We start from the raw sequence: 19,258 nt of genomic DNA, 5'->3' as shown, positions 1-19,258 counted from the left end.
TTATTGCCTATCTTTGCCGCAAATATAAACAATTAAAACATAATAATTAATTAGTAAAGGATGACTCAATCACCCCAAACTCATGCCAAAGGTTTTAGTAAAGCCTTTTGGGTAAGCAACACAGTAGAACTTTTTGAACGCATGGCATATTATGCCGTATTTATAGTTCTTACCATTTATCTTTCCAATATCTTAGGTTTCAACGACTTTGAAGCGAGTATGATTTCCGGTCTGTTCTCAGGCGGTCTTTATCTGCTTCCCATTTTCACCGGAGCTTATGCCGATAAGATAGGCTTCCGCAAATCAATGATTATCGCCTTCTCTCTGTTGTCAGCAGGCTACTTGGGCTTGGGAGTGCTGCCTACCTTGCTGGAGGCTGCCGGATTGGTGGAATACGGCGAAGTAACACGCTTTTCAGGGTTGGCCGACAGTAACGAACGTTGGATGATTGTTCCTGTATTGTTTGTCATTATGCTTGGCGGTTCATTCATCAAGTCTATCATATCTGCATCGGTTGCGAAAGAAACGACTGAAGCAACCCGTGCCCGCGGTTATTCTATCTTTTATATGATGGTGAATTTCGGTGCTTTTACCGGAAAGACCATTATCGACCCTTTGCGCAACGCTATCGGTGAACAGGCTTATATCTATATTAATTTCTTCTCCGCAGCAATGACTATTCTTGCATTGCTGTCAGTTATTCTTCTATACAAGTCGGCGCATACGGCAGGTGAAGGTAAAAGTATGCGCGAAATAGGGCAAGGTTTCCTGCGTATCATTACAAACTGGCGCTTGTTGATTTTGATTCTTATTGTAACCGGATTCTGGATGGTACAGCAACAACTGTATGCCACAATGCCTAAGTACGTTATCCGTATGGCAGGAGAAACAGCCAAACCGGGATGGATAGCCAATGTGAATCCATTTGTTGTGGTCTGCTGTGTAAGTTTCATTACCAGATGGATGGCAAAGCGTACCGCTATTACATCCATGAACATCGGTATGTTTCTGATTCCGGTATCCGCATTACTGATGGCATGCGGAAATCTGTTGGGCAATGATGTCATTGCGGGAATGAGCAATATCACATTGATGATGATACTCGGTATTGTGGTACAGGCTTTGGCAGAATGTTTTATTTCTCCACGCTATCTGGAATACTTCTCTTTGCAGGCTCCCGAAGGAGAAGAAGGTATGTATCTTGGATTCAGTCATCTCCATTCTTTCCTGTCTTCTATTTTCGGGTTTGGCATAGCCGGTGTATTGTTGACTAAATATTGTCCCGATCCGGCTTTGTTTGCAAGCCGGGAAGCTTGGGAAGCTGCCAGTGTGAACGCACATTACATCTGGTATTATTTTGCGGGAATAGGGTTGGTGGCTGCCATAGCTCTGTTGATTTTTGCAAAAACCACCGAATTCATCGACAAAAAGAAGAAAGTATAATCTTTTATATTTTGCATATTTTGCGTATATTTGCCGTCACTTTTTCAAAAAGTGACGGCTTTTTTGTAATTAAGAAGATTAAAATGAAAGTAAGATTTATAAGCCTTGCAAGTGGTAGCAGTGGCAATTGTTACTATATAGGCACAGAAAAATACGGAATACTCATTGATGCCGGTATCGCTGTCCGTACCATAAAAAAAGGATTGAAAGAGGCTGGCATCAATATGGAAATGATACGTGCAGTGTTTGTTACCCATGATCATGCCGATCATATCAAAGCGGTAGGCGGACTGGGTGAAAAGCTGAATATTCCAATCTATACAACCGCACGTATTCACGAAGGAATAAACAAGAGCTACTGCATGACAGAAAAGTTGCATTCATCCGTTCGTTATTTGGAAAAACAACAGCCTATGCAGCTGGAAGATTTCCATATCGAATCTTTTGAAGTCCCCCATGACGGTACAGACAATGTAGGTTATTGCATTGAGATAGACGGCAAGGTATTCTCTTTTCTCACCGACCTTGGAGAAATAACTCCTACTGCGGCGCAATATATCTGTAAAGCCAATTATTTGATATTGGAGGCCAATTACGATGACGAAATGTTGCGTATGGGTACTTATCCCCAATATTTAAAGGAACGCATAACCAGCCGTACCGGACATATGAGCAACATTGCCACCGCAGAATTTCTTGCCGAGAATATCACTGAGCATTTGCAATATATCTGGCTCTGCCATTTAAGCAAAGACAATAATCATCCGGAACTGGCTTATAAAACCGTTGAATGGAAATTAAGGGAGCAAGGTATTATTGTAGGTAAAGATGTGCAGCTCTGTGCTTTAAAGAGAACCACTCCTTCCGAACTGTATGAGTTTGAATAAAAAGATACCCATTTCATCGAAAAAAGTCCGAGAATTGTTTGCGGAATAAAATAAAAGGACTACCTTTGCACCCGCAAACAAGAAATAAGTAATGCACTCTTAGCTCAGTTGGTAGAGCAACTGACTCTTAATCAGTGGGTCCAGGGTTCGAATCCCTGAGGGTGTACTTAAAAAAGGAACAACAATAGTTGTTCCTTTTTTGTTATATATTCATATTTTTTTATCTTTGTAACTATTCAGCAGATATTTCTAAATTATAAAAACATACTATGGATAAAGGTGCAAAACAAGTCGTGGTTTTATTGGCACACCCCGACATTAAGAGTTCTCAAGCCAACAAAGCATTGATGGATGCCATTAAAGAGTTGGAAGAAGTGGCAATATACAATCTGTACGAGATGCGTTCTGAGGATGCTTTTAATGTGGACTCATGGAGCAAGATTATATCCCAAGCGTCTACTTTGGTGTTCCAATTTCCATTATATTGGATGTCAGCCCCTTCCTTGTTGAAGAAGTGGCAAGATGAAGTATTTACTTATCTGGCCAAGACTCCGGCAGTGGCCGGCAAGGCTTTTATGGTGGCAGTCACTACCGGCTCTGAATATAGCGCCTATCGCAGTGGCGGAAGAAACAATTTTACGATAGATGAATTATTAAGACCTTATCAGGGAAGCGCCATACATGCCGGAATGGTCTGGCAAACTCCTGTAGTGGCGTATGGTATGGGGACGGCTGATGCAGGAAAAAATATTGCGGAGGGGGCTAATACCTATAAGCAGAGAATTGAAGCATTAATTGGAAAAAGCCACGCAGGCAATGATTGGTAATCATATAAACAAAAGTGATGTATCAATACGAATTTTAGTTGTTTTTAAGTAATAGGCATATTCATTTTATTTATATGATATGCCTTTCTTTTGCAGCATATCAAAATCCTCTTCTCTCATTCCTATATCATCCAGAGGACGGGCTTCATTATGATCGTTAAGGTACACTCCGGGCTTTTCGGTATACAAAGCATTTGTAACGGATAATGAATCGTTCCGATACGGTGTCTCTACTCCTCCCAACTCCAGCATGGTCTGAAAGAACGAAGCGCTGGATGATATATTCTTTTGCTTATTGGCTTCGGCATTTGTCAACAGAGCCGGGTAATTCCGCCGGTAACTATCAGACATCCATACTAAGAAAGGCACATGTATCTGATAGTACGACGGAACCGGTGATGCGTGCAGAAAAAGATGACGATTATCATCGAAAATGTCTTCTCCATGATCTGAAGTGTAGAGCATTGCCGCATTCACGTTCTGTTCTTGCAGCATCCGAATGAGGCGCGACAGAAAATCGTCTGTATAACGGATGGAGTTATCATAGGCATTCACCAAATTATCCTTATATTTCACTTCGGCATCCACCGGAAAATCAGGCAGGAAGAAAGCATTACCCGAAGGGTAGCGTTCACGATAATTGAAATGCGAGCCATAGGTGTGAAGAACGATAAATTGCTTGGAAGCATTTTTCGCCAATTCGGCAGCTACCAGTTCTAAAAGTTCATCATCAGAAGGGTTATAATCGGCGCTTCTTCCTGTATTCTCTTTTATAAAGTCGTATGTATCAGCTTCTTTCCCAAAAAAGTCGATAAATGAATGATTGTAACGTTGATTGGAGAAGAAAGCCGTCTTATACCCCGCCTCCTTGAATGCCGTGATAACTCCTTTTTGCCGGTAGATAGAATTGAAATTATGTGCCGAAATCGAAGACATCAGCATCGGCACGCTCTTGTGCGTAGTATTGGATTCTGTCAGTGTATGGCAGAATGCAGTCAGCCCTTCTACTTTGGATAGCTTCGGGTTCGTATCACGATTATAACCATAGATTGACCAGTTCGCGGCACGGGATGTTTCTCCGATTACCATGACATAGACTTCCCTATTCTCTTCCGGATGAGTGGCTTTTGCTTGAAAAGTAAAGTCTTTCGAGGTTTTCGCATAGTTTTGTGTCTGTGCAGTACGCTGAAAGGCAAGTGCAATATTATAGCATACATTTGCCGGATATAAATCCGATTTCAATTCATAACGGGAATCGAACAGATAGGCAGTTCCTAATGACAGGACGCCGAGAATCATTACAATACGGGCACGCCTGCGTTCCCTGTGAATGAATGTTTCCGGCAGTTTTCGTTTTTTGGCGACAGACACCGCAGCTAAAAATAATGCCGGAATATACAGCAACACTACAATGACAATGGCGGGAATCAGATTATCCAGTAATTCCAAGGCTTCGCTGGAGTTGGTCGTTACCAGATTAAGAAACATATCTACCGCAATAATGGACTGCCCGAAGAGGTACAACAACACAATCTGGAATGCTCCGAAAAATAGAAAAGGAAACAATATCCAAAAAGTCTTTCCGCAATTCCTCGACCCACTCATTACTATATAATAGATGGAGAAAGGCAATACTACATTACACACCTTTGCTACTAAAGGCATAGGTTCTGTAAAACATAGTACAATATTGGGTACTATAAGAACTGCCAGGAACAAGTAAAACAAGTTCTCTTGGTTTTCAAACCATTTGTTGATTTTTCTAAAAAGCTTCATTGATGTTAAATATAAATCCGGTCTGGTGCTTGCCAAACCCTAAATCCAAACGTACATTCACTCTCTTCTTAAACTCCCAGCGATAGCCGAAGCCATAATTGGGAAGAATATGTTTCACATCGAATTCGGAGAACTTCGGGAAAATGGTACCCGCTCCCACCCACACAGCTACTCCATTTCGTTTCCAAATATGCTGACGAAGTTCTATTTGAACATCCATAGCACATTTGTCACGATAACGCCCTTCGTAATAACCGCGCATCGAATACGAACTGCCCAAAGTTGCCATTAGCCCCCAAGGGGGATTCCCATAATTCAGCAGAGTATGGAACTGTCCTGCCAAAACACCACCTTTCCATACGGTATGATAATACCTTGTATCCAATTCCGTACTGCTGAAAGCATATTTATTCCCTAAAAAGGCAGGGCTGAAACGTTGGTCTATTCTCAGGTAGTATCCCTTGTATGCATTGGTCAGGAAGTCTCGTGAATCATAAAGTAGCGACAGGCCCAAACTGAGGTTTGTTGTGCGTGTACTCATGCCTCCCCACAACTCCGGCTTGTCAAAATCATGCCCGTACACATAATCGAATACAGCCATAGGTCCTATATAGAAATTTTGTGCAAGCCGAAACATAAAGTCCGCTTTTATCTGTGCCTGAAAACGGTCATAATCGCTTTCATTGGCACTGTTGGTTCCGTTATCATATCCGGTTCCCCAATATAAACTGGGGAAAGAATAGAAATAAAGGTTATAATTCAACCGGTATTTATCATGCGGGAAAAGATGCGTTCCGCGTACTCCCAATAGATAGAAGCCTACTGTGGAAACATCTCCATACAATGATACATTGGAAGGCGGAAGGATCGTATCGTTCCGGTCGGAGCGGTAAAGTCCTGCTGCAACCAATCCCAGTCCCAACTTGGTGTCACTGGAATAGTGCGGTCCGCCGATAATGCTAAAATCGAATTTCTTATTTTTCTTTTCTTTATTGGCATCGTTGAAGTAGTCTAAAAATTTTTTGAAGAAACTCCGCTTAGCAGGAACAGAGTCTGGGACGATGACAGAATCCGTACCAGCCGAAGTATTTGCTTCTGCCAGACGTGTTTGTGCATGAACAGCAGTTACAGTCACCAACAAAATTAATGATAACAGGCATCCTTTTAGTTTTGTGTCCATTTTCTATTTGCTAAGAAACCCTTAGGGCAAAGGTAGTTGTAAATATTCCATGTTACAACAATATTACAAGGCTTTTTGTTTCCATTAACTCCGATTTAATGTCTATTATTTCCTATAAATGCTTTTACCCGAGTGCTGACAGAACAATCCTTAATCCCCTGTGTTTCTTTATAATGAACAAAGAACAACTTGAAATATGAAAACAGCAATGGATATTCCCGATAAAGAGGGACGCAAACGACTGGTCATTGTAGGCGGAGGTTTCGGCGGACTGAAACTGGCAAGAAAATTAAAGAGTGACAAGTATCAGGTCGTCTTACTGGACAAGAACAACCACCATATTTTTCAGCCGCTACTCTATCAGGTGGCTACGGCAGGTATCGAGCCAAGCGCCATTTCCTTTCCTTACCGCAAAATCTTTAAGAAAAGAAACCATTTCCACATACGTATTTGTGAAGCACAATGTGTCATTCCGGAGAACGACTTACTGGAAACGTCTATCGGTACATTGGCCTATGATTATCTGGTGATTGCCACCGGATGCGATACGAATTATTTTGGCAACAGCGATATGGCCAAACAGACTATGGCTTTGAAGAATACATCGGAAGCCCTGTTCAACCGTAATCAAATTTTGGACAGCTTTGAGCAAGCCCAAAATACCGGAAATCCGGAGGAGCGCAAACGTCTGATGACTTTTGCCATTGTGGGTGGAGGAGCCACAGGCATAGAACTGGCAGGCGCTTTGGCGGAAATGCGAAAATTTGTCCTTCCGCAAGATTATCCGGATCTGAATATCAATGAGATGCGCATTATTCTGATAGACGGTTCTTCCCGTCTCCTATCCGCTTTTTCGGAAAAATCGTCCCAAGAAGTGGCGGAATATCTGAGAAGCCGGAATGTGGAAATTAAGCTGAATGCGCGAGTTATCAACTACAAAGAAAATAAACTTGTGCTGAGTGAAGGGTCTCTAATAGATACCAAGAACGTGTTTTGGGTAGCCGGTGTAAAGGCCAACAGTCTGCAAGGTTTGCCGACCGAAGCCTACGGACCGGGAAACCGTCTGAAGGTGGACAACTATAACCGTCTGTACGAGTATCCCAATATCTTCGCCATTGGCGATACAGCCTTGATGACTTCCGATGCCTTTCCTAAAGGGCATCCGCAAGTGGTTCAGCCTGCCATCCAACAGGCAAGGAATTTAATTATCAACTTACAACGTATGGAGCAAGGCTTGCCTTTACAGCCTTTCATATACCACAACAAAGGGGCTATGGCCACCATTGGCCGCAATCATGCAGTTGTTGAATTAAAGAAACTGCGTTTTGGCGGTTTCCCGGCATGGGCCGTATGGCTGTTTATTCATTTAATGAGTATCGTGGGGGTAAAAAACCGTTTATTTATATTTGTAGACTGGATGTGGAGTTACTTCACCTACGATCCGTCATTACGGATAATCATTAAACCGTTGAAACGGGAGTGAACATTTATTTATTCTTTTATTTTACAAAATGTTGTTTTTTGCGGCTTTTTTGTGTTTTTTTATAAAAATGGTTATATTTGCACTAACCTTATAAACAAATAATGAGATTTTATCTCAATAAACACAGTAAAATAAAAGAAAGAGATTATGAAAAAATTAAATTTGAAATTGGCTGCAACTGTAATGGTATGCGGTGCTTTTCTTTTCAGTTCATGTATTGGTTCTTTTGCCTTGCACGGTAAGTTGTTAAGCTGGAACCAGGGTGTCAGCAATAAGTTTGTCAATGAACTTGTTTTTCTTGCATTCAATATCATTCCGGTGTATGGCGTATGCTACCTGGCAGATGCTTTGGTTATCAACTCCATTGAGTTCTGGAGCGGAAATAACCCCTTGGCAAGTATCGGTGACGTCAAGAAAGTAAAAGGCGAAAACGGAAACTACTTGGTAGAAACTCTTGAAAACGGCTACTCTATCACAAAAGAAGGTGATGAAACTGCATCTATGGAGTTAATCTATGACAAGGACTTGAATACTTGGAATGTTGTGGCAGACGGCGTAAGCACTGAACTTCTGCAGATGAACAACGACGGCACTGCACAGATGACTTTGCCCAACGGTGAAGAAATGACTGTTACTCTGGATGCGCAAGGTGTATCCGCCGCTCGTCAGGCAACTATGGTCAATACCTATTATGCAGCACGTTGAGAGCTAAATAATAAGAATTAAAAAGACCAAAGAGGTTGTATCAAAATATAAAACCTCTTTGGTCTTTATTTTAGACGGGTATTTTCTTTTATTTAGAACGGATATCCCACTGCAAAATGGAATGCGAAATCGCGGCTGAATTTGGGATGAAGAATAGGAAAATGTTCCTTGCTGTTGCTGTACACCGGATTGACAGCTTTCATACCACCGTCAAAACGCAGGACGAAGAAGTCCAAGTCCAATCGTAATCCCAAACCGTAGGCTACGGCTATCTGTTTATAGAATTTATTGAGTTCAAACTTACCTCCCGGCTGGTCTTTGTAATCGCGCAATGTCCAGATGTTGCCGGCATCCACAAAGACAGCCCCTCTGAATTTCCAGAAAAGACGTGTGCGGTATTCTATGTTCGCATCCAGCTTTATATCTCCCGACTGATTCATGAAGTTTCCGTCACCGGGGAAAACGCCCGGCCCCAAATCACGTACCGACCAGCCTCGCACACTGTTGGCGCCGCCGGAGAAGTAACGCTTTTCAAAAGGCACAATCGTTGCATTGCCGTAAGGAACGGCTATGCCGGCTCCCACATGAAATGCAATGGAGTTGCGATTATCGATAACAACGTTCTTGGCAAAATCGAAATCTCCCTTGACATATTGTGCGAATGGGATACTCAGCAATGAATACTCCCCATCTTCATTCTTCTTCATGTTAGTCATTTTGGCAAAAGCATACAGCAAATTGCCTGCCGACTCAAAATTCACACGAATGGAATATGAGTTACCTATGATTGTGTTGTTCATCAAGGCCTGCCCTGCGCTATTGTACGTGTAGCTGTATCCTGTGCGGACAATCAGGCGGTCATCATAGTTATACTTTAAAATATAATTTTCATCTTTCTCCAAGTAATTTTCACGGAATTCCTTGGAGATGGAAGGCATATACAGATAGTTGATGTCCAGCAAATCAATGCGGTGTTGCGCCCGCTGACGTTGCAATCCCCATTTATAACTCCATCCGGCAGAGGCGATGATGCGTGAAAATTCCGGACGTATCTGATAATTGTACTGTACGCCAAACTCTGTGGTGGCACGTATCTTCCGCCTGAAATCTCCGGACAGGAACGGAAAGAGGAAACGCGGGAAGTTAATGGTCGCTTCCGCTCCCAACTCGGTGTAATCCTCGTGGTTGTAGCCACCCTGCAGACCGGATACGGCTTCGTAGGCGCCACGCAGTTTTATCATAAAGGTTTCGGAGCCTTTGAACATATTCCGGTTCTGGAACGATACGGATGCAGCCGCCCCCAAGTCTCCTGCCGAATTGGTTCCTTCCAGCTCAAGCGATACGGACTGGTGTTTGCTTTTTGTCAGCATCACATAGGCATTCAGTTTGGAGGTATCGCCCACCTGTGTTTCAAAAAAACGGATATTGGTGTATTTCAATGCTTGCAGACGTCCGAAATTGGAGTATGTGCGCTGAACATCCGGTTCATTATACAAGCTTCCCGGCACGATACGCAGATTATTGGTCAGGACTTTCGGACGCAAATAGAGTCTATCCTTGTAATATATGGGAAATCCTTTGTAATGTATGGAATCGTTAATTTCTATGCTGCTCAAAGCGGATGATTCCAGCACATTATAGTCCGTAATGAAGTTTACCTTATTGATGTAATACTGCCGGTGATTTTGCGGGGCGTCATCGTTGTGCTGCCGATAAGGGGCCAGATGCATGGTTACGTCTACCTGATAGGTGTTTCTCACCGTATCTGCCGTATAGGAGATGTATTCCTTATTAAACTTATAATATCCGTTACGAAGAAGATTGTCCGTAATGCGTTGGCGCTCTGCATTCAGGCGGTTCACATCAAAATACATTCCCTCGGTGAGGTAGGTGTCGGCCGAATCTTGCCGCATATATTCCTTGATTTTCTCGTCTTGGATGTCATACTTGAGAGAGCGAATCTTATAGGGTTTTCCACCGGAAACCTTATATGTCAGCTTCAACTTCTTCTTTTTTATGTGTGTAATCGGTTCTACGGTAGCACTCATATAGCCCATATTCTGTATGGCCTTTGTCATTTCTTCACCGGAACGTTCCGTTTCTTCCGCCTTATATATCACCGGGGCGTCTCCCATGCGGCGCAGGGTGCGGTTTATCCAGCGTGTGGAATCCCTGCCCGACCAGTTATAGACGTACAACTGTGTCTTTATCAAACTGAACCATTTGGCATTCGGGTTTTGGCGGACATACATCGAGAGGCTCGAAGGCTTGATGTCCTTGTTGTCCGTTTGTATGCGCACTTCGTCCAACAAATACGAACCTTCCGGCACATATTTCGTGGCAGAACATGAAGCTAATAAAAGTACGGCGGTAGCAAGTAGTGCGTAGCGAAAGCCTTTCTTCATACTAAGTTATTAATTGCGCATAAATTACTGCAAATATAGAAATAATCGTGTACTTTTGCCAAATAAAACCAAACAACTTATGGCACTAAGCAAGAATCGTATCAAATATATCCGTTCACTGGAGTTGAAGAAGAATCGTAAAGCCGATAAAGTGTTTTTGGCAGAGGGGCCGAAACTGGTCGGCGATTTATTGGGGCACTTCCGTTGCCGTCTTCTGATTGCAACTGCCGAATGGCTTTCCGCGCACAAGCATCTGCCGGTAGAAGATGTAACCGAAGTATCCGAAGAGGAACTCTCACGTGCCAGTCTGCTGAAAACGCCCCAACAGGTACTTGCCGTTTTTGAACAGCCGGACGAAGCAATGGATGCTTCCGTCATAGGCCGCTCTCTTTGTCTGGCATTGGATGATGTGCAAGACCCCGGCAATTTGGGGACTATCATTCGCCTTGCCGACTGGTTTGGTATTGAGCATATCTTCTGTTCGCCCAATACGGTGGATGTTTATAATCCCAAAACCGTGCAGGCCACTATGGGGGGCATCGCACGTGTAAAACTGCATTATACTTCCCTGCCCGAACTGATTGGCTCATTGAAAGACATACCGGTATACGGCACTTTTCTGGACGGGGAAAATATGTACACTCAGCCGCTTTCCGCCTATGGATTGATAGTTATGGGGAATGAGGGCAACGGTATAGGAAAAGAAGTGGAGCAACTCATCAACCGGAAACTGTATATTCCCAATTATCCATCGGAACGTGAAACTTCCGAATCTTTGAATGTCGCTATTGCTACCGCAGTAGTTTGTGCCGAGTTCCGGCGACAGGCAGCATCGTTGTAATGTCAAAATTGGAGAAATAGACGGGCAACAGTCTGCAACTCCCGTCAATAGAGGGTGGCGGAGTTTTAGTAAAACTCCGGGGAAAATTTACTAAAACGTCCCCGGAATTATAGTAAAACTCCGGAGAGGTTTTACTAAGTTCCTGAAAAGTGTGTGCAGAATTGAAATTTGCGTCAAGTTTTTTCAACTCCTCTTGTGTCAACAGAACGATTGCTCCCGGCAACCATTCCACATTTTCTATCTCTTCGGTCAGTGGAAATAAACGTACAACTATTCCCTCTTCCGTTTCTACTACATACTGTTTCAGGTAACCGTACGCAGGCAAGAACAAAAAGTGTGAAGCAAAGCGTTTCATTACTTTTCAGTAGTTGGGCGTAATCTTGGGCGGGGACGCATTTCAGGACGGCGAGCATTGTCATTCTCTTCATCCTGTTGCTTCAATTCTACGGGTTTGCTTGGTGGCGTATCTTTCTTTATCTCCTTATCCTCAGTCCCGATGCTGTCTTTTTCAGCATTAAAAAGGGTGTCCGTTGCATGATAGCGCATCAGGCTGATACGGTCTGCCAATATGCTTTGCGCAGACTGTTGTGCCGGATAATAGATGAATCCGCGTATTTCTTTTATCGTTCCCAATGTGTCGGCAAACAAGGAAATAGTCTCTGTGCCCGCTTGCTTTATCTTCAGCATACCGTTCAGCGTATCTTTGGCATAAAGAACCTGCATTGCCATTAATGGCGCATGAAGGCTGTCGGGTGTTCCGTTCAAGAAGCGGAAGCGAACTGTCCATCGCAACGTATCTCTGTCCTTGAAGTTGGTGTCCGAAGGAAGTGTAAAGGCAAGCTTATTATTCAACGGCATCCCGGTAAGATGATAGATGTGCCGCCCTATCCATACGTCGATACTGTCGCCCGGAAGAGATTCTTTGGGCTTGTTGTCGCGTAAGGCAATCAGATGGTTAATGCCGTCTCTTTCGGCCTTTAACCGTTGGTTTACTTTCTCGTAGACTTTTGTGAGGGCATCCGGATGGCGGGCATACCACACCATTGAAGTATCGAAATCGGCTTGGGTGATGCCGTATTTCTTGTAAACAGATTCAATGTAGAGTACACGCTTATAGCTTTCGTTATAAGGGACTTCCTCTCCCATCGCCTTGGCAATGTGGAAGTCGTAAAGTACGTTTTCCATTTTGGCGTCCGGTATCACTGTGTCAGGTCTCTTAACCTGACACGCCGTCAGACTGAACGCCAAAAGGATTACGCTATACCATTGAATCTGTTTTTTCCTTTTCATGATTTCTTTATAACATGATAGGAATCATTCAAATATTTACTGTAGAACAGCAACAATGCTATGATACCGCAACTGATTGCAGCATCGGCAAAGTTGAAAATCGGGCTGAAGAAGATGAAATGGTTTCCACCGATGAAAGGCATCCATTCAGGCCAGTTTGTTTCGATAATGGGGAAATAGAACATATCTACCACTTTACCGTAGAACAGCGGAGCATACCCGCCGCCTTCGGGCATAAAGGTTGCCAGTTGCGAGTAGGTGCTTTCATTGAACAGTACTCCGTAGAATACGCTGTCGATGATATTGCCCAATGCTCCTGTCAGGATGAGTGACACACAGACAATAAATCCCGTCTTCATGCCATGCTTTATGAACTTGTACAGGAACCAGCCTATAACCCCTACCGCAACGATTCGAAATGAAGTAAGGAACAACTTTCCGAATAGCTCCAAACCGAAAGCCATACCATTGTTTTCGGTAAAATAGATATAGAACCAATCGGTGATGCGTATACTCTCATGCCAATACATTTGGGTCTTAACAATCACCTTAATTACCTGGTCGATAATCAATACCGAGAAAATAACGAGTAAGGCTATCCGCCCTTTCGTGAAAAATTTCTTCATCCTTATTTCTTGCCGTTGTTTTTAGCTTCAATGCTCAATGTTGCATGAGGCACCGCACGCAGACGTTCGGCAGGAATCAGTTTGCCTGTTTCGCGGCAGATGCCGTACGTTTTGTTCTCAATACGTACCAGAGCCGCCTGTAAACCTTGGATGAACTTCAGCTGGCGTTGCGCCAAGCGTGTCGTTTCTTCCTTAGACAAGGTATTTGCTCCTTCTTCCAGTACTTTGTATGTTGGAGATGTATCGTCGGTATCATTACCGTCTGCACCTGTCAGGCTGGCTTTCAGCAACTCATAATCGCGTTGTGCCAACTCTAACTTTTCCATAATAATGGCGCGGAATTCTTCCAATTCTGCATCCGAGTATCTTGTCTTTTCTGCCATAACTTTACGTGTTTAATCGTTAGTATTAATAATTTATTCTTTTACAACGCTTACATACAGTTTGAAATCGTCGAACTCAAGTTCCGTACCGCTTTCTACATCGTCTGCCAGCGTCAGTGAGGTTCCTAAAACCTGGTTGCGAATATAGTCATTATATTCATTTACCGCATCATCTGTTTGCGGATTTTTTGATAATGTAATCTTTATTTTATCCGTTATCTCAAAGCCGCTTGACTTGCGGATATTCTGGATGCGGTTCACCAATTCGCGGGCGATACCCTCGCGACGAAGTTCTTCGGTTATGGTAACTTCCAGAGCGACAGTCAGCTTACCTTCATTGGCAACCAGCCAGCCCGGAATATCTTCACTGAAGATTTCTACATCGGATGTTTCGATTACGGCTTCCGCACCGTCTAAGTTCAGTGTATAAGAACCGCTCTTTTCCAGTTCGGCGATGGCTTCCTGCGGCATTTCGGCAACGGCGGCGGCTACGGCTTTCATTTGCTTGCCGAATTTCGGGCCCAGCTTCTTGAAGTCGCACTTCACTTTCTTCACAAGTACCCCTGCCGCACCGTCCACAAACCGGATTTCCTTTACGTTCACCTCGTTCATGATAAGTGCTTTTACGGCTTCGATGTGGGCACGTTGCTCTTCGTCTACTACCGGAATCATGATGCACTGTAGCGGCTGGCGTACTTTGATGTTCACCTTGCGGCGCAAAGCCAATACCATAGAGGTAACGTCCTGTGCCATTTGCATACGTGCTTCCAGTTCCTTGTCTATCGCTTCTTCCTTGCATTCGGGGAATTTTGCCAAATGAACGGACACTACATTGTCACGTCCGGTTGCCGCTATCAGGTCCGAATAGAGCATATCGGCATAGAACGGGGCGATAGGCGCCATTAATTTGGATACGGTTTCCAGGCAGGTATAGAGTGTTTGGAAAGCGGACAGCTTATCTTGTGTCATGCCGCCACCCCAGAAACGTTTACGGTTCAGGCGGACATACCAGTTTGAAAGGTTGTCGTTCACAAAGTCCGAAATCAATCGTCCGGCTTTGGTCGGCTCGTATTCGTTGTAACAGTTGTCTACGTCTTTCACCAGCGTGTTCAGCACGGAGATAATCCAACGGTCTATTTCAGGACGTTCCGCCATCGGGACATCGGCTTCCTTGTATTCAAATCCGTCCACATTTGCATAGAGGGCGAAGAATGAATATGTATTATATAAGGTACCGAAGAACTTGCGGCGTACTTCTTCCACTCCGTCTACATCGAACTTCAGGTTGTCCCACGGAGAAGAATTGGTAATCATATACCAGCGCAAGGGGTCAGAACCGTATTTCTCGATAGTGGAGAACGGGTCTACGGCATTGCCCAAACGCTTGGACATCTTATTGCCGTTCTTGTCGAGTACCAGACCGTTTGAGATTACAGCCTTATAAGAGATACTGTCGAACACCATTGTAGCGATAGCGTGCAGGGTGAAGAACCAACCGCGTGTCTGGTCTACACCTTCTGCGATGAAATCGGCGGGATATACCTGATGGTTATCCAGCAATTCCTTATTTTCAAACGGATAGTGTATCTGTGCATACGGCATGGAACCGGAGTCGAACCATACGTCAATCAAGTCTGACTCGCGCTTCATGGGCTTGCCGTCTTTGGAAACGAGGATGATGTCATCCACGTAAGGACGGTGAAGGTCTATCTTATCATAGTTCTCCTGCGTGTACACACCCGGGCGGAAGTCTTTCTCCTTGTAAGGATTGGATGCCATCAGTCCGGCTGCAACGGATTTTTCTATCTCGTTGTAAAGCTCTTCTACGGACTCGATGCACTTCTCCTCATCACCGTCTTCCGTACGCCAGATGGGCAACGGAGTACCCCAGTAACGTGAACGGCTCAGATTCCAGTCGTTCAGGTTCTCCAGCCACTTGCCGAAACGTCCCGTACCGGTGCTTTCCGGTTTCCAGTTGATAGTCTTGTTCAGCTCCATCATACGCTCCTTGCAAGCGGTACTGCGGATAAACCAGCTATCCAACGGATAGTACAATACCGGCTTGTCCGTACGCCAGCAATGCGGATAGTTGTGCACGTGTTTCTCTATCTTGAATGCTTGATTGGCTGCCTTCATCATCATACAGATGTAAATGTCGAGAGTCTCGGCAGCTTGTGCGGCTTTTTCATCGTATTTGCCGTCAACGGTAAATTGAGGGTCATAGGCGTTCTTCACCCAGCGACCCTGATATTCTTTGTAAGCATCTACATTGACGCATTCTTTTACGAACTTTTCATCCAGTTCGTCCAGTAAATAGAACTTACCGGTAAGGTCTACCATAGGACGAGTTTCACCGCGCTTGTTAATCATGAACAAGGAAGGGATACCTGCCGCACGGGCTACGAAAGCATCGTCCGCACCAAATGTCGGAGCAATGTGCACGATGCCCGTACCGTCTTCTGTGGTTACATAATCGCCAAGGATTACGCGAAAACCTTTGTCGCTGACGCTCCAATTGCCGTCATTATCCACATCTACCGGTTTCACCCACGGAATGAGTTGCTCATATTCCATCCCTACCAAATCAGGACCTTTATATTCGCCTATAACCTTGAATGGAATCAATTTGTCACCGGGCTTATAATCCTCTAATGCAAGTTCTTCTGCTTTTTTGTTGAAGTGAGTATAGAGTAGTGCTTTGGCAAGTACCACAGTCATTTTTTCACCCGTATACCCGTTATAGGTTTGCACGGCTACGTAGTCAATTTTCGGACCTACGCAAAGAGCGGTATTGGAAGGCAATGTCCAAGGAGTTGTAGTCCATGCCAAGAAATAAGGAGTACCCCACTCTGCCATTTCGGGCTTCGGGTTCTTCATCTTGAACTGTCCTACTACGGTTGTATCTTTTACATCGCGATAACAACCGGGCTGGTTCAACTCGTGAGAGCTCAAACCGGTTCCAGCAGCCGGAGAATATGGCTGTATGGTATATCCTTTATAAAGAAGTCCTTTTTTATGAAGTTGCTTCAACAGCCACCACAGGGTTTCGATGTATCGGTTATCATAGGTGATATAAGGATTCTGCATATCCACCCAATAACCCATTTTGTGAGTAAGGTCTTCCCACTCTTTGGTGAACTTCATCACGTCCTTGCGGCAGGCAGCGTTATATTCGGCAACGGAGATAGTCTTACCGATATCTTCTTTGGTAATGCCGAGCGCTTTTTCCACACCCAACTCCACCGGAAGCCCGTGTGTGTCCCAACCAGCCTTGCGCTTCACTTGGAAACCCTTCATGGTTTTGTAGCGGCAGAAAATATCCTTAATGGAGCGAGCCATTACATGGTGAATACCCGGCATACCGTTAGCCGAGGGAGGTCCTTCGAAAAACACGAAAGAAGGACAACCTTCACGTTCTGTCATACTCTTGGCGAAAACTTGGTTTTCGTCCCATTTCTTCAACACTTCCTTATTTACTTCCGAAAGGTCAAACTTTGAATATTCGGCAAACTTCTTACCCATCTTGATATTTACGATTTGACTATTTACGATTTACTACTCTTAGAGATAGTCCGAGGAGTCTTTTCAGCGCATCTGGAGCTATCCTCTTTGTTTTAAGGGTGCAAATTTACAAAAAAGTTAGAGAAAAGAGATTTTTGAGTAGATAATTTTAAAATGTGCTATTTATAAATATCCGTTTTAAACGTAGGTTATTCCATTATTATGACTATATTTGGAAAATTAGAGCGATACATTATAGATTTAAACAATATATCCATAGAAAAAATCTGTTGTTGTGTCTGTATGCTGCCACTATCTTTGCAACATAGGAAATCCTTATTATTAACTCTAAAATGGTATTTATGGAAAAAAAGAAATTAACAGCAGCCAACGGTCGTCCGATAGCAGACAACCAAAACAGTCAGACAGCAGGCCGGAGAGGTCCTATGGTATTACAGGACCCGTGGTTTTTGGAAAAACTAGCTCACTTTGACCGCGAGGTAATTCCCGAAAGACGTATGCATGCCAAAGGTTCCGGTGCTTATGGAACGTTTACTGTGACCCATGACATCACAAAGTATACCCGTGCGGCAATTTTTAGCGAAGTAGGAAAAAAAACAGAATGTTTCGTCCGTTTCTCAACAGTGGCAGGCGAAAGAGGTGCAGCAGACGCTGAACGCGATATTCGCGGGTTTGCCATGAAGTTTTATACGGAAGAAGGTAATTGGGATTTAGTAGGAAACAATACTCCGGTATTCTTTTTACGTGATCCGTTGAAATTTCCGGATTTGAATCATGCAGTGAAACGTGACCCGCGTACTAATATGCGCAGCGCCAATAACAACTGGGATTTTTGGACATTATTGCCCGAAGCTTTGCATCAGGTAACTATTACAATGAGCCCGCGGGGCATCCCCTACTCTTATCGTCACATGAACGGATACGGCAGTCATACATACAGCTTCATCAATGCAAATAATGAACGTATCTGGGTGAAATTCCACTTCAAAACCATGCAGGGTATTAAATGTCTGACCGACCAAGAGGCAGAATCAATCATCGCCAAAGATCGTGAATCACATCAAAGAGATTTGTATGAGAGCATTGAAAAAGGCGATTTCCCGAAGTGGAAACTTCAGATTCAGCTGATGACTGAAGAGGAAGCGGATAATTACCGCATAAATCCTTTTGACCTGACGAAAGTGTGGCCGCACAAAGACTTCCCGCTACAAGATGTAGGTATCTTGGAACTGAACCGTAATCCGGAAAACTACTTTGCGGAAGTGGAACAGGCTGCATTCAATCCTCAAAACATTGTAGAAGGCATAGGTTTTTCACCTGATAAGATGTTGCAGGGAAGATTATTCTCTTATGGAGATGCGCAACGTTATCGTCTGGGAGTAAATGCGGAACAAATTCCGGTAAACAAACCTCGCTGTCCGTTCCATGCGTTTCACCGCGACGGCGCTATGCGTGTAGATGGCAATTATGGTTCCGCCAAGGGATATGAGCCTAACAGCTATGGAGAATGGCAGGATTCACCGGAGAAGAAAGAACCGCCTTTGAAAGTGCATGGAGACATTTATAATTATAACGAACGTGAATACGATGATGACTATTACAGCCAACCGGGTGATTTGTTCCGACTGATGCCTGCAGGCGAACAACAGCTTTTGTTTGAGAATACGGCTCGTGCCATGGGAGATGCCGAGCTTTTCATCAAGCAACGCCACGTACGCAATTGCTACAAAGCAGACCCGGCGTATGGTACCGGAGTAGCATCCGCTTTGGGCATTGACTTGCAAGAGGCTTTGGCGAGTACCAGATAGGAAAAAGTTTGCCACCGATTATGCGGATTTACACAAAAGGATAATAACACAGAAACCGTATAAATCCGCATAACCGGTGGCA

The 19,258-nt window shown here is 44.0% G+C and carries 15 protein-coding genes and 1 tRNA gene; 8 read left to right on the top strand and 8 right to left on the bottom strand.

Annotated elements, in window-relative coordinates:
- Nucleotides 1-60 precede the first annotated feature (60 nt).
- From DW121_RS10640 to DW121_RS10625, 4 genes are all read left to right on the top strand, one after another.
- The gene (locus DW121_RS10640; protein ID WP_118323739.1) at nt 61-1,443 is read left to right on the top strand and encodes a peptide MFS transporter; all 1,383 of its coding nucleotides are present in this window, start codon (nt 61-63) and stop codon (nt 1,441-1,443) included.
- A gap of 83 nt (nt 1,444-1,526) precedes the next feature.
- Entirely contained in the window at nt 1,527-2,330 is an 804-nt protein-coding gene (locus DW121_RS10635; protein WP_118323840.1) for an MBL fold metallo-hydrolase, read from the top strand.
- Nucleotides 2,331-2,423: 93 nt separating this feature from the next.
- A tRNA-Lys gene (locus tag DW121_RS10630) sits at nt 2,424-2,496 on the top strand.
- Nucleotides 2,497-2,599: 103 nt separating this feature from the next.
- Nucleotides 2,600-3,157, top strand: a complete 558-nt coding sequence (locus DW121_RS10625; protein ID WP_117710220.1) for an NAD(P)H-dependent oxidoreductase — start codon at nt 2,600-2,602, stop codon at nt 3,155-3,157.
- A 66-nt stretch (nt 3,158-3,223) separates the two neighbouring features.
- Here the strand turns inward: DW121_RS10625 and DW121_RS10620 are convergent, their stop codons facing one another.
- Nucleotides 3,224-4,933, bottom strand: coding sequence for a lipid A phosphoethanolamine transferase (locus tag DW121_RS10620; RefSeq protein WP_118323738.1), 1,710 nt, complete (start codon nt 4,931-4,933; stop codon nt 3,224-3,226).
- Nucleotides 4,920-6,113, bottom strand: coding sequence for a BamA/TamA family outer membrane protein (locus tag DW121_RS10615; protein ID WP_118323737.1), 1,194 nt, complete (start codon nt 6,111-6,113; stop codon nt 4,920-4,922). Before DW121_RS10615 ends, DW121_RS10620 begins: the two co-directional genes overlap by 14 nt.
- Nucleotides 6,114-6,309: 196 nt before the next feature.
- On the opposite strand from DW121_RS10615, the gene DW121_RS10610 reads away from it, so the two are divergent.
- Complete coding sequence (locus tag DW121_RS10610) at nt 6,310-7,596, top strand: NAD(P)/FAD-dependent oxidoreductase (protein WP_118323736.1); 1,287 nt, start codon at nt 6,310-6,312, stop codon at nt 7,594-7,596.
- A 147-nt stretch (nt 7,597-7,743) separates the two neighbouring features.
- A complete protein-coding gene (locus DW121_RS10605; protein ID WP_117710224.1) occupies nt 7,744-8,301 on the top strand; it encodes a DUF3332 domain-containing protein in 558 nt (185 codons plus the stop codon).
- A 92-nt stretch (nt 8,302-8,393) separates the two neighbouring features.
- Here the strand turns inward: DW121_RS10605 and DW121_RS10600 are convergent, their stop codons facing one another.
- Nucleotides 8,394-10,706, bottom strand: coding sequence for a BamA/TamA family outer membrane protein (locus DW121_RS10600; RefSeq protein WP_117710225.1), 2,313 nt, complete (start codon nt 10,704-10,706; stop codon nt 8,394-8,396).
- A gap of 79 nt (nt 10,707-10,785) precedes the next feature.
- On the opposite strand from DW121_RS10600, the gene DW121_RS10595 reads away from it, so the two are divergent.
- On the top strand, nt 10,786-11,547 hold the full coding sequence (locus DW121_RS10595) for an RNA methyltransferase (protein ID WP_118323735.1): 762 nt from the start codon (nt 10,786-10,788) through the stop codon (nt 11,545-11,547).
- Here DW121_RS10595 and DW121_RS10590 read toward each other — a convergent pair.
- Genes DW121_RS10590 through ileS form a run of 5 tightly spaced genes read right to left on the bottom strand, consistent with a single transcriptional unit; the run spans nt 11,498 to nt 17,368 of the window.
- The gene (locus tag DW121_RS10590) at nt 11,498-11,902 is read right to left on the bottom strand and encodes a hypothetical protein (protein ID WP_118323734.1); all 405 of its coding nucleotides are present in this window, start codon (nt 11,900-11,902) and stop codon (nt 11,498-11,500) included. The genes DW121_RS10595 and DW121_RS10590 overlap by 50 nt on opposite strands.
- Entirely contained in the window at nt 11,902-12,837 is a 936-nt protein-coding gene (locus tag DW121_RS10585) for a DUF4296 domain-containing protein (protein WP_118323733.1), read from the bottom strand. Before DW121_RS10585 ends, DW121_RS10590 begins: the two co-directional genes overlap by 1 nt.
- Nucleotides 12,834-13,463: a lipoprotein signal peptidase gene (locus DW121_RS10580; RefSeq protein ID WP_118323732.1), complete on the bottom strand. Its 630-nt coding sequence runs from the start codon at nt 13,461-13,463 to the stop codon at nt 12,834-12,836. The genes DW121_RS10585 and DW121_RS10580 overlap by 4 nt, the downstream gene beginning before the upstream one ends.
- Nucleotides 13,464-13,465: 2 nt before the next feature.
- A complete protein-coding gene (locus DW121_RS10575; protein WP_004290962.1) occupies nt 13,466-13,846 on the bottom strand; it encodes a TraR/DksA family transcriptional regulator in 381 nt (126 codons plus the stop codon).
- Between the two features lie 33 nt (nt 13,847-13,879).
- A complete protein-coding gene (ileS, locus tag DW121_RS10570; protein WP_118323731.1) occupies nt 13,880-17,368 on the bottom strand; it encodes an isoleucine--tRNA ligase in 3,489 nt (1,162 codons plus the stop codon).
- 341 nt (nt 17,369-17,709) lie between these two features.
- Here ileS and DW121_RS10565 point away from each other — a divergent pair, with 341 nt between their 5' ends.
- Nucleotides 17,710-19,176: a catalase gene (locus DW121_RS10565; RefSeq protein ID WP_117710571.1), complete on the top strand. Its 1,467-nt coding sequence runs from the start codon at nt 17,710-17,712 to the stop codon at nt 19,174-19,176.
- The last annotated feature ends 82 nt before the right edge of the window (nt 19,177-19,258 follow it).

Source organism: Bacteroides sp. AM10-21B (assembly GCF_003472565.1).
GTDB classification, from domain to species: Bacteria; Bacteroidota; Bacteroidia; order Bacteroidales; family Bacteroidaceae; genus Bacteroides; species Bacteroides propionicigenes.
This window is presented reverse-complemented; position numbering and strand designations above follow the sequence as displayed.